Source organism: Inquilinus limosus DSM 16000 (assembly GCF_000423185.1).
GTDB classification, from domain to species: domain Bacteria; phylum Pseudomonadota; class Alphaproteobacteria; order DSM-16000; family Inquilinaceae; genus Inquilinus; species Inquilinus limosus.
In genome coordinates this window covers 1-14,561 of sequence record NZ_AUHM01000036.1, presented here as the reverse complement: position 1 = coordinate 14,561, position 14,561 = coordinate 1, and the positions used below count along the sequence as shown (strand labels likewise).

The window sequence follows — 14,561 nt, the reverse complement described above, 5'->3', positions numbered from 1 at the left end:
GCGGCCCCAGGCAATGCCTGTTCGGCGCGACCATTGGGCCCATCTACCTCAATCTACCTCTAAAGAGCCGTCGCCACGGCCCGACTCGCGGCTTGTGCCCCCACGAAAAAACGCTACAGTCGCGCGCGTCGGAGAGACCATGGAAGGCGCCAACGCGGCCGTGACCGGTAAATCCAGCTACACCTACGAAGACCTGCTGTCCTGCGCGCATGGCGAGCTGTTCGGGCCCGGGAATGCCCGGCTGCCGCTGCCGCCCATGCTGATGATGGACCGGATCACCACCATCAACGACAACGGCGGCGCCCATGGCAAGGGCGAGGCCGTGGCCGAGTTCGACATCCGCCCGGACCTGTGGTTCTTCGCCTGCCATTTCGAATCCGACCCGGTGATGCCCGGCTGCCTCGGCCTCGACGCGCTGTGGCAGCTGCTGGGCTTCTATCTCGGCTGGACCGGCGCACCGGGCAAAGGCCGGGCGCTGTCGACCGGCGAGGTGAAGTTCACCGGCCAGGTGCTGCCCGACGCCAGGCTCGTGACCTACCGCCTGGACCTGAAGCGGGTGATCAACCGCAAGCTGGTGCTGGGCATCGCCGACGGCACCGTCGCCGTCGACGGCAAGATCATCTTCGAGGCCAAGGATCTGAGGGTCGGCCTGTTCACGTCGACCGAAGCGTTCTGACGAACCGCGGAGAACCACCATGCGACGCGTCGTCGTCACCGGACTCGGCATCGTGTCGAGCATCGGCAACAACCAGGACGAGGTCACGGCCAGCCTGCGCGAGGGCCGTTCCGGCATCGTCGCGGCGCCGGAATACAAGGAGCTGGGCTTCCGCTGCCATGTCCACGGCACGGTGAAGCTGGACCCCGCCGACCATGTCGACCGCCGCATCCTGCGCTTCATGGGGCCCGGCGCCGCCTACAACCACATCGCCATGACCCAGGCCATCGCCGATGCCGGCCTGGAGGAGAGCGACGTCTCGAACGAGCGCACCGGGTTGATCATGGGCTCCGGCGGGCCGTCGACCTCGAACCAGGTCGAGGCGGTGGACATCACCCGCACCAAGGGGCCGAAGCGGATCGGCCCCTACATGGTGCCGCGCTGCATGTCGTCGACCAACTCGGCGACTCTGGCGACGCCGTTCAAGATCAAGGGCGTCAACTATTCGATCTCCTCCGCCTGCTCGACCTCGGCGCATTGCATCGGCAACGGCGCCGAGCTGATCCAGTGGGGCAAGCAGGACATCGTCTTCGCCGGCGGCGGCGAGGAGCTGCACTGGACCCTGTCGGTGCTGTTCGATTCGATGGGCGCCTTCTCCTCGCGCTTCAACGACACGCCGGAGAAGGCCAGCCGCGCCTATGACCGCGACCGCGACGGCTTCGTCATCGCCGGCGGCGGCGGCACGCTGGTGCTGGAGGAGCTGGAGCACGCGAAGGCGCGCGGCGCCAAGATCTATGCCGAGCTGGTCGGCTACGGCGCCACCTCGGACGGCTACGACATGGTCGCGCCGTCGGGCGAAGGCGCGGTGCGCTGCATGCGCCAGGCGCTGGCCACGGTCGACGGGCCGGTCGACTACATCAACGCCCACGGCACCTCGACCCCGGTCGGCGACGTCACCGAGCTGGGTGCGATCCGCGAGGTGTTCGGCGACCGCGTCCCGAAGATCAACTCGACCAAGTCGCTGTCCGGCCATTCGCTCGGCGCGGCCGGGGTGCACGAGGCGATCTATTCCCTGCTGATGCTGAAGCACGACTTCATCGCCGCCAGCGCCAATATCGAGAACCTCGACCCCGCGGCCGAGGGCTTCCCGATCGTGCGCGAGCGGATCGACAACGCCGGGCTGAACTGCGTGCTCTCCAACAGCTTCGGCTTCGGCGGCACCAACGCGACGCTCGTCTTCAAGCGGTACGCTGCATGACCACAACGACCACCGAGGGCCGCGGCACCGGCCTGATGGCCGGCAAGCGCGGCCTGATCATGGGCGTCGCCAACAACCATTCGATTGCCTGGGGCATCGCCTCGGTCCTGGCGCGCGAGGGGGCCGAGCTGGCCTTCACCTACCAGGGCGACGCCTTCCGCAAGCGGGTCGAGCCGCTGATCCAGTCGATCGGCTCCAGCTTCCTCGCGCCCTGCGACGTCGAGGACGAGGACACGATCAACGCCCTGTTCGACCGGCTGGGCGCGGAATGGGGGTCGATCGACTTCCTGGTCCATGCCATCGCCTATTCCGACAAGGAAGAGCTGAAGGGCCGCTACCTCGACACCACGGCCGAGAACTTCAGCCGCACCATGCGGATCAGCTGCTACAGCTTCACCGCGCTGGCGAAGCGGGCGGCGGCGATCATGCCGAACGGCGGCAGCCTCCTGACCCTGACCTATCTCGGGGCCGAGCGGGTGATGCCGAACTACAACGTCATGGGCGTGGCCAAGGCGGCGCTGGAGGCCAGCGTCCGCTACCTGGCGGCCGATCTGGGTCCGCAGGCGGTCCGGGTCAACGCCATCTCGGCCGGGCCGATGCGCACCCTGGCCGGCAGCGCCATCGGCGACGCGCGCTACGTGTTCCGCTTCAACCAGCAGAACAGCCCGCTGCGCAAGAATGTCACCCTGGACGAGGTCGGCGGCGCCGCCCTCTACCTCCTCGGGCCGCTGTCGACCGGCGTCACCGGCGAGGTGCATCACGTCGACGCCGGCTATCACGCCATCGGCATGCCGCCGGCGCCGCGCAACAGCGAGGCCGCCGAGGCGTAGCCTCCGCCCGCGGCAGGAGGAGCCATGGCCAAGCAGTTCCCGGGCATCACGCCGGCCCAGCAGGAGTTCATCCGGCGCCAGAAGGTGTTCTTCACCGCCTCAGCCGCCGCGACCGGGCGGGTCAATGTCTCGCCCCGCGGCACGGACATGCTGCGGGTGCTGGGGCCGAACGCGGTCGCCTATCTCGACCTGACCGGCAGCGGCAACGAGACCGCGGCGCATCTGCGCGCCACCGGCCGGCTGACCATGATGTTCTGCGCCTTCGAGGGCGCGCCGATGATCCTGCGGCTGTACGGCGCCGGCCGGGTGCTACGCCGCGGCGGCCCGGACTATGCCCGTCTGCTGGCGGCGGAGTTCGGCGATGCGGAGCCGCTCGGCGCCCGGCAGATGGTGCGGCTGGACATCGACCTGGTGCAGACCTCCTGCGGCTTCGGCGTGCCGCTGTTCGACCATGTCGGCGAACGGCCGACCCTGGCGCGCTGGGCCGAGGCGAAGGAAGCGCAGGAAGGGCTGGAGGCCTATCGCCGGCAGAAGAACACCCGCAGCATCGACGGGCTGCCGACCGGCCTGTTCGAGGACGACCCGGTCCCGGCCGGGTAACGGCCCCGAACAGGCGGCACGTCGCGCCTATCCCTCGCCGGCCGCGGCCAGCGCCTGGGTCAGGTCGGCGATCAGGTCCTCGACATGCTCGATGCCGACCGAGGCGCGGATGGTGGCGTCGGAGATGCCGATCCGCTCCCGCGTCTCCTTCGGCACGCCGGAATGCACCGTGGTCGCCGGGTGGCAGATCAGGGATTCGGTGCCGCCGAGGCTGACCGCGAGCTTGAAGATCCGCAACGCGTTGAGGAAGCGGAAGGCCTCGGCCTCGCCGCCCTCGATGTCGAAGGAGAAGGTGGTGCCGGCGCCGGTGCATTGCCGGTCGAACACCGCGCGCTCGGGGCTGCCTTCGGGCGCCAGCGTCGGGTAGTAGACGCGGGCGACCTGCGGGTGCTCGGCCAGGAACCGGGTCACGGCCTCGGCGTTGCGGCAGGCGGCGGTCATGCGCAGCGACAGCGTCTCCAGCGACCGCGCGATCATCCAGGCCGAATGCGGGTCGAGCTGGGTGCCGATGGCGCCGCGCAGCAGCTTGACCTGCCGGATCTGGTCGCGCCGCCCCAAGACCGCGCCGGCCACGAGGTCGCTGTGGCCGCCGACATATTTGGTCAGGGAATAGACCACGATGTCGGTGCCGTGCCGGATCGGCTTCTGGAAGATCGGACCCAGCAGGGTGTTGTCGCAGACCACCACCGGGATGTGGCCCTGCTTCGCCCCGATCTCGTCGGCGACGGCGCGCACCAGCTCGAGATCGACCAGGGTGTTGAGCGGGTTCGACGGCGTCTCGACCAGGATCACCGAGACCCGGCCCTTCGCCATCGCCTCCTCCGCCGCCTTGCGGACCACGGCGCCGTCGACCCCGTCGGCGAAGCCGACCGCGCCGATCTGGAACGGCGTCAGGGTGCGGGCCACCAGCGTCTCGGTGCCGCCGTAGAGCGGCTGGCTGTGCAGGATCACGTCGCCCGGCCGGGCGAAGGCCAGCAGCGTCGTCGCGATCGCCGACATGCCGCTGGAGAAGATGCCGGCGGCCTCCGCCCCCTCGAAGATCGCCAGGCGGTCCTCGACGATCTCGCTGTTCGGGTGGTTGAAGCGGGAATAGACGAGGCCGGCGTCGGCGCCCGGTTTCGGCTCGCGCCGGCCGGCGGTGTAGTCGAAGAAGTCGCGCCCCTCCTCGGCCGATTTGAAGACGAAGGTCGAGGTCAGGAACACCGGCTGCTTGACCGCGCCCTCGGAGAGGGCAGGGTCGTAGCCGTAGCCGAGCATCAGCGTCTCGGGGTGCAGCTTGTGGTTGCCGATGCGGTCCTTGCGGTAGCCCGATCCGGCCATGGGGATTCTCCTGGGAAAGGCGTGTTGGCGCGGAGACTACTCGCCGGCGGTCAGTGATGATAGCCCTCGCCCGCCTTCACCTTGCCGCGGAACACCCAGTAGGCGTAGGTCGTGTAGACCAGGATCAGCGGGATCAGGAAGGCGACGCCGATCAGCAGGAACAGCTGCGACGAGGCCGGCGCGGCGACGTCCCAGATGCTCAGCTCCGGCGGCACCACCTTGGGCCACAGGCTGATGGCGAGGCCGGTGTAGCCGAGCACGAACAACGCCATGGTGTAGAGGAAGGGACCGTAATCCGAGCCGCGCTGCAGCGACAGCCACAACCGCCAGGCGAACAGCACCACCAGGATCGGCACCGGCGCGAACCAGGCGATGTTGGGCCAGGAGAACCAGCGCTCGGCGATCGCCTGGTCGAAGAACGGCACCCACAGGCTGACCACCGCCATGAAGAACAGCACACCGAGCAGCAGCCGGATGGTGGCGTCGCGCGCCCAGGCCTGCAGCGTGCCTTCCGTCTTCATCACCAGCCAGGTGGCGCCGAGCAGGCCGTACCCGATCACCAGGGCGACGCCGGTCATCAGGCTGAAGGGCGAGATCCAGTGGAACGCCCCGCCGGTATATTGATCGCCCGAGACCGGGAAGCCCTGCACGAAGGTGCCCAGCACCACGCCCTGAAAGAAGGTGGCGAGCAGGCTGCCGCCGGCGAAGGCCACGGTCCACAGCCATTTGCTGGTGTGCGCCTTGAACCGGAACTCGAAGGCGACGCCGCGGAAGATCAGCCCCATCACCATGAAGGTGATCGGCAGGTACAGCGCCGGCAGGATGATCGAGAAGGCGGCGGGGAACACCGCCAGCAGGACGACGCCGCCGAGCACCAGCCAGGTCTCGTTGCCGTCCCAGATCGGCGCGACCGAGTTCATCATCAGGTCGCGGTCCTCCTCGGTGCGGGCCCAGGGGAAGAGGATGCCGACGCCGAGGTCGAACCCGTCCATCAGGACGTACATGAACACCCCGAAGGCGGCGATCGCGGCCCAGATCAGGGGCAGGACGGTCGAGATCGTCCAGACATCCGGCGTCATGGCTTCACTCCCGGGATTCGAAGGAGGCGTCGGGCAGAGAGAACGGCCGCGCCGGGGTCTTGAACGGCTCCTCGCGGTCGGATTCGGGGGCTTCGGGCCCGATCCGCACCAGCTTGACGATGTAGTAGACGGCCGAGCCGAGCAGGATGGCGTAGACCAGGACGAACAGCGCCAGGGACAGCAGCACGCTGCCGCCGCCGACGGGGGAGAGCGCGTCCGCGGTGCGCAGGATGCCCTGCACCACCCAGGGCTGGCGGCCGATCTCGGTGGTGAACCAGCCGGCGATCACGGCGACGAAGCCGGAGGGCAGCATCACCACCATGAAGCGGTGGAACCAGCGGCTGTCGTAGAGCCGCCCGGTCGCCCGCAGCCACAGGCTGAGCAGGCCGGCGCCGAGCATCAGGAAGCCCAGCCCCACCATGATGCGGAAGGTCCAGAACACGATCGCGACCGGCGGCCGGTCCTGCGGCGGGAAGTCCTTCAGCCCCTGGATCGTGCCGCCCCAGCTGTGGGTCAGGATCAGCGAGCCGAGATGCGGGATCTCGAGCACGAAGTCGTTCTTCTCGCCGCCCTGGTCGGGCCAGGCGAACAGGATCAGCGGCACGTCGCCGCCGGTCTCCCAATGCGCCTCGATCGCCGCCAGCTTGACCGGCTGGTTGCGGTGGACCTCGAGCCCCGCCTGGTCGCCGATGAAGATCTGCACCGGCGCCAGCACCGCGATCAGCCACAGCGCCATCGAGAAGGCCTGGCGCGATTCGAGCACGCTGCGGCCGCGCAGCAGGTACCAGGCCGAGACGCCGGCGATGACGAAGGCCGTGGTCAGATAGGCCGCCACCACCGTGTGCAGGAAGCGCACCGGGAAGGACGGGCTGAACACGATCTCGAGCCAGTCGGCCGGCACCAGCGCGCCGTTCGCCACCTCGTAGCCCGCCGGGGTGTGGAGGAAGGAGTTGGCCGACAGGATCCAGAAGGCGGAGATCGCCGTGCCCACGGCCACCGCGACGGTGGCGCCGAAATGGACGATTCGCGGCACCTTGTCCCAGCCGAACAGCATGATGCCGAGGAAGCCGGCCTCGAGGAAGAAGGCGGTCACCACCTCGTAGCCGAGCAGCGGCCCGAGGATGCTGCCCCCGGCCCGGGTCAGCCCGCTCCAGTTCGTGCCGAACTGGTAGGTCATGACGATGCCGGTGACGACGCCGACGCCGAAGGAGACGGCGAAGATCTTGATCCAGAACTTGTAGAGCGTGCGGTATTCCGTCCGCCCCGTCTTCAGGTACAGCCCTTCCAGCACCGCCAGCCAGCTGGCGATGCCGATGGTGAAGGCCGGGAACAGGAAGTGGAAGGAGACGACGAAGGCGAATTGGAACCGGGACAGGAGGACCGGATCGAGATCCATGACAATTCTCCTTCGGCGAACCGACTGGCTCCGGTCGCCTTATTTCTTGACCCGGAAAGAATATGCCACGATTCCACCGGCCGCCCACGCACTTCCCGACGTGCCATAAGGCCCCAGCCGGGCGACGCGTCGCAGCGCAGCGAAGCGGCGGGGCGTGCTAGGGCTGTCCCTTCCCCCCGCTGTTCAGCCAGGAGACGGAGGGCTATGCTCCGGCCATGAGCTTCAGCGACGCCCAGATCAAGCGCTATGCGCGCCACATCCTGCTGCCCGAGGTCGGCGGCAAGGGTCAGGAGAAGCTGCTGGCCGCCCGGGTGCTGGTGATCGGCGCCGGCGGCCTCGGCTCCCCGCTGCTGCTCTACCTCGCCGCCGCCGGCGTCGGCACCATCGGGATCTGCGACGACGATCTGGTCGAGCTGTCCAACCTGCAGCGTCAGGTGGTGCACGACACCACCACGCTAGGCCAGCTCAAGGTCGACAGCGCCATCGCCCGGCTGCAGGCGCTGAACCCGGAGGTCAGGGTCGAGCGCTTCGCCGAGCGGCTGACCGCGGCCACGGCGCTGGAGCGCGTCGCCGCCTTCGACCTCACGGTCGACGGCAGCGACAACTTCGCCACCCGCTATCTGCTGAACGACGCCTGCTACCTGGCGCGGCGGCCGCTGGTCTCGGCGGCGATGCTGCGTTTCGAGGCGCAGCTGTCGACCTTCAAGGCGCATCTCGGCGCGCCGCACCCCTGCTATCGCTGCCTGTTCCCGGCGCCGCCCGACCCGGGCACGGTGCCGAGCTGCTCCGAGGCCGGCGTGTTCGGCGCCCTGCCCGGCGTGCTGGGATCGATGCAGGCGATCGAGACGATCAAGGAGATCCTGGGCATCGGCGAGGGCCTGTCCGGCCGCCTGCTGCTGTACGATGCGCTGGAGGCGCGGCTGCGCGAGATCGCCCTGCCGCGCGACCCGGACTGCCCGCTCTGCGGCGACCATCCCAGCCTGGCCGACCTGTCGCATCATCATGGCTGACGGGCCCACGGGAATCGGCGCGCTGTCGATCGTGGTGTTCGACGGCCGCTTCGACCGGGTGCATTACGCCCTGGTGCTGGCCAGCGCCGCCGCCGCGACCAACCGCAGGGCGACGCTGTTCTTCACCGGTCAGGCGCTGCGGGCGCTGCTGCCCGAGGGCTGGCGCCGGCTGGAGGGCGATGCCGAGGCCAGGGAGGCGGAATTCGCGTCCCGCCGGGTCGCGACCTTCGCCGAGCTGCTGGAGGCCTGCCAGGCCCTCGGGGTCCGCTTCATCGCCTGCGAGATGGGGCTGCGCGCGCTGGGCCTCGCCGCGGCCGACCTGGCCGTCCCGGCCGAGATCGCCGGCGTCGTCACGCTGCTGGCAGAATCGCCGCGCGAGGGGCAGCTGCTGTTCGTCTGACGGCTCGGATTACGAGACCGGAACCCGGAACAGGAACGAGGGCGCCGAGGTCAGCCGGTCGCTGCGGCTGCCCGAAACGCCGTTGGTCGAGATCTGCACCGAGCGGGCGTCGCCGGCGAGCGGCCCGGCGAAGACGAAGCTGGCCGCCACCCGGGACCGCGGGGCGACCTGCACCTCCGGATTGTCGGTCGGCGGCACGAAGGGATGGCTGCGGCCCCGATCGTCCGTCAGCACCAGGCTGCCGCCGCGGTTGAGCGAGACGGGCCGGTCGGACGGGTTGATGACATTGGCGGCGACGATGATGGCGTTGGCCCGGAAGGTGATGCTGGTCAGCGTCATCGCCACGCCGCTCGGATGGGTCTGCTGCTGCTCGAGCCGGACGGTGCGTTCGGCGTCCTGGCCGGCGAGGGCTGCCGGAGCCGTCACGGGCGCCGGCGCCATCAGCGGCTGCTGCGGCCGCGACGGCAGGCCGGGCGCCACCAGGGGCTGGGCCGGGGTCGGGGTCGACGGCGCCCGCGGAGTCTCGACGTTGTCCAGAGGGACCTGCGCCTGGGCCCCGGTCGCCATCGCCAGCACGGCCGCAGCGATCAGCTTCGACCGAAATCGCATCAAAACCTCCCAATCTCGTTGCTTCTTCAACCCACGGTCGGAGCCGCGGTTCCGCACGCAACCCGGCTTCAAGGCGCTTTGCCTCTGCCAAAACAATGATACCGTGAATGGAATTCGGCGCGAGCCGCGCGGAAGACTGCACAGATGCCCCGTTGATCAGAGCCGGAGGAAAAGGCCAATCATGTCGGGATCCTGGACAGCTTGGCGGCGGCGCGCGCCCGCCGCCCTTGGCCTTCTCCTCCTTGCCGCCTGCAACGACTCCTCGGAGAAGCAGGCGCAGGCGCCGCAGATGCCGCCTCCGGCCGTCGGCGTCGTCACAGCGGCCAAGCGGCCGGTGGCCGAAGGCGTCACCTTCGTCGGCCGGGTCCAGGCGTTGAACAAGGTCGACCTCGTCGCCCGGGTCGAAGGCTTCCTGCAGCAGCGCAACTACACCGAAGGCCAGGAGGTGAAGGCCGGCGACCTGCTGTTCGTGCTGGAGAAGGACACCTACCAAGCCGCCGTCGACCAGGCCCAGGCCAACCTCGCCAGCGCCCGGGCCAATGCCGAGAACGCCAAGCTGCAGGCCGATCGCGCCCGCGACCTGATCAAGACCCAGAACATCCCGCAGGCCACGGTGGACGAACGCGAGGCGGCCGAGAAGACCACCGCCGCATCCGTGCAGCAGACCCAGGCGGCGCTGGAGCAGGCGCAGATCAATCTCGGCTACACCGAGATCAAGGCGCCGTTCGACGGCCGCGTCGGCATCTCCACCTTCAGCGTCGGCGCGCTGGTCGGCCCCGGCAGCGGCGCCCTGGCCACGATCGTCAGCCAGGACCCGATCTACGTCACCTTCCCGGTCAGCGACCGCTTCATCCTGGACATCCAGCAGCAGACCGGGGCCGGACGGGTCGAGCCGCGGGACGTGGTGGTCCGGCTGACCCTGGCCAACGGGTCGGAATACCCGCATGACGGCAAGATCGACTTCACCGACGTCAAGGTCGACCAGAACACCGACACGCTGACGGTGCGGGCGGAGTTCCCGAACCCGGACCGGATCCTGACCGACGGACAATACGCCCGGGTGACGGCGTCGCGGAAAACCCCGGTCGAGTCGCTGGTGATCCCGCAGCGGGCGATCCTGACCGACCAGAGCGGCAACTACGTGCTGGTGGTGGGCGAAGGCAACAAGGCGGCCGCCAAGCACATCACCACCGGCGCCGTGCAGGGCGCCGATGTGGTGGTGCAGCAGGGGCTGAACGACGGCGACACCGTCATCGTCGACGGGGTGCAGAGGGTGCGGCCGGGCCAGGAGGTGAACCCCGCCCCGGTCGCCGACGCGCCCGGCCAGCCGGGGCAGTCGGGCACAGGACAGGCGCCGGCCAAGCCGGCGGGGCAGTGATCCGATGCTGTCCTCGATCTTCGTCGATCGCCCCCGCTTCGCGATCGTCATCGCGATCGTCATCACCCTGGCCGGGCTGATCGCGATCCGCAGCATCCCGATCGCCCAGTTCCCCGACATCGTGCCGCCGCAGGTCTCGGTCACCGGCTCCTATCCCGGGGCCAGCGCCGCCGTGGTCGAATCGACCGTGGCGCAGCCGATCGAGGCCCAGGTCAACGGCGTCGACAACATGCTGTACATGTCGTCGACCAGCGGCAGCGACGGCTCCTATTCGCTGACCGTCAGCTTCGCCGTCGGCACCGACCCGGACATCAACACCGTCAATGTCCAGAACCGCGTCGCCCTGGCCGAGCCGAAGCTGCCCAGCGAGGTGACGGCCCAGGGCCTGACGGTGAAGAAGCAGTCCTCGGCGATCCTGCAGCTGGTCACCATCTACTCGCCGGACAAGAGCCAGGACGACCTGTTCCTGAACAACTACGCGATCATCAATATCGTCGACGCGCTGGCCCGCGTGCGGGGCGTCGGCCAGGCCTCGCTGTTCGGCACCCAGAACTACGCGATGCGGATCTGGTACAATACGGATTCGCTGACCAGCTTCGGCCTGACCCCGAACGACATCGTCGCGGCGGTGCAGAGCCAGAACATCCAGGCCGCGGTCGGCCGGCTGGGCGCCCAGCCGATGCCGGAGCAGCAGCAGATCCAGGTGACGCTGCAGACGCTGGGCCGGCTGAGCGACGTCAGGCAGTTCGAGAACATCATCCTGCGCGCCAACCCGGACGGGTCGGTGGTGCGCCTGAAGGACGTGGCCCGGCTGGAGCTGGACGCCCAGTCCTACGACACCGTCGCCCGGCTGAACGGCGCCCCGGCCGCGGTGATCGGGATCTATCAGTCGCCCGGCTCGAACGCCGTCGCCGCCGCCGAAGGTGTGCGGGCGGAGATGGAGCGGCTGAAGGCGCGCTTCCCCGCCGGGGTCGACTACCGGATCACCTACGACACCACCGTCTTCGTCACCGAGACGATCGGCGAGGTGATCCACACCCTGCTCGAGGCCTTCGCCCTGGTCGCGATCGTGGTGTTCGTCTTCCTCGGCAACCTGCGCGCCACGCTGATCCCGATCATCGCCGTGCCGGTGTCGCTGATCGGCACCTTCGCGGTGCTGCTGGCGCTGGGCTATTCCGCCAACACCATCTCGATGTTCGCCATGATCCTGGCGATCGGCATCGTCGTCGACGACGCCATCGTCGTGGTCGAGAATGTCGAGCGGGTGATGGCCGAGACCGGGCTGCCGGCCCGCGAGGCGACCAAGCTGGCGATGCGCGAGATCACGGCGCCGATCATCGCCATCACCCTGGTGCTGCTGTCGGTGTTCGTGCCGGTCGGCTTCATCCCCGGCATCACCGGCGAGCTCTATTCCCAGTTCGCCGTCACCGTCTCGGTGTCGATGCTGATCTCGGCGCTGAACGCCCTGACGCTGAGCCCGGCCTTGTGCGGCGTGTTCCTGAAGCCGCACCAGCACGGCCACCGCCCCGGCCTGTACGGAAGGATCATGGGCCGGGTGTCCGGCGGCATCGACAAGGTGCGCGACGGCTATGCCTGGATCGTCACCCGGCTGGTCCGGGTCGCGGTGCTGTCGATCCTGCTGGTCGCCGCCTTCGGCGGGCTGGCTTGGGTGGTCAACAGCGTCACCCCGACCGGCTTCCTGCCCGACGAGGACCAGGGGCTGTTCTTCGTCGAGATGAAGCTGCCGCCGGCCGCCGCCGTCAGCCGCACGCTGCAGGTGACCGAGCAGGTCGAAGGGCTGGTGCGCGACATCCCCGGCGTCGCCGACATCACCGGCGTGGTCGGCCGCAGCTTCATCGACGGCCTGGCCGAGCCGAACGCCGCGTTCCTGGTGGTGTCGCTGAAGCCGTTCGAAGAGCGGGTCGCGGAAGGCATCACCGTATTCGACGTGATTCGCGAGGTCGCGGTGCGCACCGCCGGGGTGCGCGACGCGCTGGTCATCCCCCTGAACCTGCCGCCGATCATCGGCCTCGGCACCGCCGGCGGCTTTCAGTACCAGCTCGAGGATCTGGAGGGCAAAAGCCCGAACGAGCTGGCGGCGGTGGCCCAGGGGCTGGTGGTGGCGGCCAACCAGACGCCGGGCCTGACCCAGGTCTTCACCTCCTACAACGCCAACACGCCGCAGATCTTCCTGAACCTGGACCGCGAGAAGGCGCAGAACCTCGGCGTCGCCGTCAGCGCCATCTTCAACGCACTGCAAGCGACGCTGGGCGGCTTCTACATCAACGACTTCAACCTGTTCGGCCGCACCTGGCAGGTAATCGCCCAGGGCGAGGCGAACGACCGGCGCACGGTCGACGACATCTACCGGATCTATGTCCGGTCCTCGACCGGACAGATGGTGCCGTTGCGGTCGCTGGTCGACGCCCAGCAGCAGCTGGGGCCGCTGTTCATCACCCGCTACAACAACTACCGCTCGGTCAGCATCCTCGGCAGCGCCGCGCCCGGCGTCAGCTCGGGCCAGGCGCTGGCGGCGATGACCCAGGCCTCCGACGCCACCCTGCCGCCCGGCTACGGCTTCGAATGGACCGGCACCGCGCTGCAGGAGCTGCAGGCCGCCGGCCAGACCGGCTTCATCCTCGGCCTCGCGGTGCTGTTCGCCTATCTGTTCCTGGTGGCGCTGTACGAGAGCTGGTCGATCCCGATCGGCGTGCTGCTGTCGGTCACGGTCGGCGTGGTCGGCGGCCTGGCGGCGCTGTGGATCGCCGGCCTGTCCAACGACGTCTACGCCCAGATCGGCATCGTCGTGCTGATCGCGCTCGCCAGCAAGAACGGCATCCTGATCGTCGAGTTCGCCAAGGCCAAGCGCGAGGAGGGAATGGCGATCGCCGATGCGGCGATCGAAGGCGCCCGGCTGCGCTTCCGGCCGGTGATGATGACCAGCTTCGCCTTCATCCTCGGCCTGGTGCCGCTGGTGACGGCGGCGGGCGCGGCCGCGGCCAGCCGGCGCGGCGTCGGCACCTCGGTGTTCGGCGGCATGATCGCTGCCTCGGCGATCGGCATCTTCCTGATCCCGATGCTGTACGTCACGCTGCAGCGTGTGCGCGAATGGGTGCACGAGAAGCTGCTGGGTGGCTCGATCGCGCCGCCCGAGCCTCGAGCGGAGGTGCCGGCCGAGACGCCGGCCAAATGAAAGCGGGCGGCTCCTGCGGGAGCCGCCCTTCTCATTTCAGGCTATCCTCGTCTTCCGGCTGGAGCGGAGTTCGATGCCAGTCGAAGGCTTCGAGCACCGCCTTCGCATCGCCGTCGAAGGTCGTGCGGTAGTGATGCATGTGCTCGAAATCGATCGTCGGGCTGCCATTCCGAAAGCCGAGCATGCGCAGCGTCGCGACAAACCTGTCCGTTGGGCCATAGGCCCAGATCAGGTTGTGCTGGTCCCAGACCACCGTCGCCCGATCCTCCGCCGAGTGCACCCACAGATCGAACCGGCTGTCGTTCTGCAGATAGTCGGCAAAGCGGTGCAGGAAGTCATGCAGCTGGGCTCGCGAGATCCCCGGACTCTCGTAGCGACCGGGCTCTCCCTCTCCCCTCGGGACGAGCAGGACGTAGAGCAGTATGAAGGGCGGCGCCAGGCAGTCGGTCAGGGACCGCAGAACCATCGGGTCGCCACCCGGTGCCGTGGCCGCCACCCGCGGCGTGCCGCTAGAGCACTTTCCGATCTTCAGGAATCGTGGGGGATTCCCGAAGGCTGGGAATTCTGATTCAAGATGCAGGCTGGTGAGGGAGGCCAGCTTGCATGACGCGACCTCTTTCGATGGACATCCGGGACCGGCTGGTTCGGGCGGTGGACGGCGGCATGACGCGGCGCTCTGCGGCCAAGCGCTTCGGGGTTGCCGCCTCGACGGCGATCAAGTGGGTTGAGCAGTGGCAGCGTACCGGCGCGGTGGCGCCGCGACCGCGGGGCGGTGATCATCGCTCGCAGCGGCTCGAGGCCCATGCCGAGGAGATCCTGGGGCTGATCGAGCA

The 14,561-nt window shown here is 68.9% G+C and carries 14 protein-coding genes; 9 read left to right on the top strand and 5 right to left on the bottom strand.

The window, feature by feature from the left end; all coding sequences use genetic code 11:
• The first annotated feature begins 139 nt into the window (after positions 1–139).
• From fabA to G537_RS0125320, 4 genes are read left to right on the top strand one after another with little or no spacing between them, the layout of a single operon-like run.
• Positions 140–676 (top strand): 3-hydroxyacyl-[acyl-carrier-protein] dehydratase FabA, encoded by a 537-nt coding sequence (gene fabA / locus G537_RS0125335; protein WP_034852991.1) that lies wholly within the window; start codon positions 140–142, stop codon positions 674–676.
• 19 nt (positions 677–695) lie between these two features.
• Positions 696–1,913, top strand: coding sequence for a beta-ketoacyl-ACP synthase I (fabB, locus tag G537_RS0125330; protein ID WP_026872496.1), 1,218 nt, complete (start codon positions 696–698; stop codon positions 1,911–1,913).
• A complete protein-coding gene (fabI, locus tag G537_RS39785; protein ID WP_211230505.1) occupies positions 1,910–2,743 on the top strand; it encodes an enoyl-ACP reductase FabI in 834 nt (277 codons plus the stop codon). The genes fabB and fabI overlap by 4 nt, the downstream gene beginning before the upstream one ends.
• Positions 2,744–2,767: 24 nt before the next feature.
• Positions 2,768–3,343 (top strand): pyridoxamine 5'-phosphate oxidase family protein, encoded by a 576-nt coding sequence (locus tag G537_RS0125320; protein ID WP_026872495.1) that lies wholly within the window; start codon positions 2,768–2,770, stop codon positions 3,341–3,343.
• 27 nt (positions 3,344–3,370) lie between these two features.
• Here G537_RS0125320 and G537_RS0125315 read toward each other — a convergent pair whose 3' ends face one another.
• The 3 genes from G537_RS0125315 to G537_RS0125305 are packed head-to-tail and all read right to left on the bottom strand — an operon-like array spanning position 3,371 to position 7,138.
• A complete protein-coding gene (locus G537_RS0125315) occupies positions 3,371–4,663 on the bottom strand; it encodes a cystathionine gamma-synthase family protein (RefSeq protein WP_026872494.1) in 1,293 nt (430 codons plus the stop codon).
• Positions 4,664–4,713: 50 nt separating this feature from the next.
• Entirely contained in the window at positions 4,714–5,742 is a 1,029-nt protein-coding gene (gene cydB / locus G537_RS0125310) for a cytochrome d ubiquinol oxidase subunit II (RefSeq protein ID WP_034852988.1), read from the bottom strand.
• Positions 5,743–5,746: 4 nt separating this feature from the next.
• Complete coding sequence (locus G537_RS0125305; RefSeq protein WP_155888764.1) at positions 5,747–7,138, bottom strand: cytochrome ubiquinol oxidase subunit I; 1,392 nt, start codon at positions 7,136–7,138, stop codon at positions 5,747–5,749.
• A gap of 215 nt (positions 7,139–7,353) precedes the next feature.
• Here G537_RS0125305 and G537_RS0125300 point away from each other — a divergent pair, with 215 nt between their 5' ends.
• A complete protein-coding gene (locus G537_RS0125300; RefSeq protein ID WP_026872491.1) occupies positions 7,354–8,148 on the top strand; it encodes a HesA/MoeB/ThiF family protein in 795 nt (264 codons plus the stop codon).
• On the top strand, positions 8,141–8,548 hold the full coding sequence (locus G537_RS0125295; protein WP_034852986.1) for a DsrE/DsrF/DrsH-like family protein: 408 nt from the start codon (positions 8,141–8,143) through the stop codon (positions 8,546–8,548). The genes G537_RS0125300 and G537_RS0125295 overlap by 8 nt, the downstream gene beginning before the upstream one ends.
• Positions 8,549–8,557: 9 nt before the next feature.
• Here the strand turns inward: G537_RS0125295 and G537_RS0125290 are convergent, their stop codons facing one another.
• Positions 8,558–9,157, bottom strand: a complete 600-nt coding sequence (locus tag G537_RS0125290; protein WP_026872489.1) for a hypothetical protein — start codon at positions 9,155–9,157, stop codon at positions 8,558–8,560.
• A gap of 289 nt (positions 9,158–9,446) precedes the next feature.
• On the opposite strand from G537_RS0125290, the gene G537_RS39780 reads away from it, so the two are divergent.
• The gene (locus tag G537_RS39780; RefSeq protein WP_051249122.1) at positions 9,447–10,535 is read left to right on the top strand and encodes an efflux RND transporter periplasmic adaptor subunit; all 1,089 of its coding nucleotides are present in this window, start codon (positions 9,447–9,449) and stop codon (positions 10,533–10,535) included.
• A 4-nt stretch (positions 10,536–10,539) separates the two neighbouring features.
• Complete coding sequence (locus G537_RS0125280; RefSeq protein WP_026872488.1) at positions 10,540–13,728, top strand: efflux RND transporter permease subunit; 3,189 nt, start codon at positions 10,540–10,542, stop codon at positions 13,726–13,728.
• Between the two features lie 31 nt (positions 13,729–13,759).
• On the opposite strand, the gene G537_RS0125275 is transcribed toward G537_RS0125280, so the two are convergent.
• Positions 13,760–14,194 (bottom strand): hypothetical protein, encoded by a 435-nt coding sequence (locus G537_RS0125275; protein WP_155888763.1) that lies wholly within the window; start codon positions 14,192–14,194, stop codon positions 13,760–13,762.
• 137 nt (positions 14,195–14,331) lie between these two features.
• Between G537_RS0125275 and G537_RS0125270 the strand changes: the two genes are divergently transcribed.
• Positions 14,332–14,561 (top strand): helix-turn-helix domain-containing protein (locus G537_RS0125270; protein ID WP_026872486.1); only part of this gene is annotated, 230 nt, incomplete at its 3' end.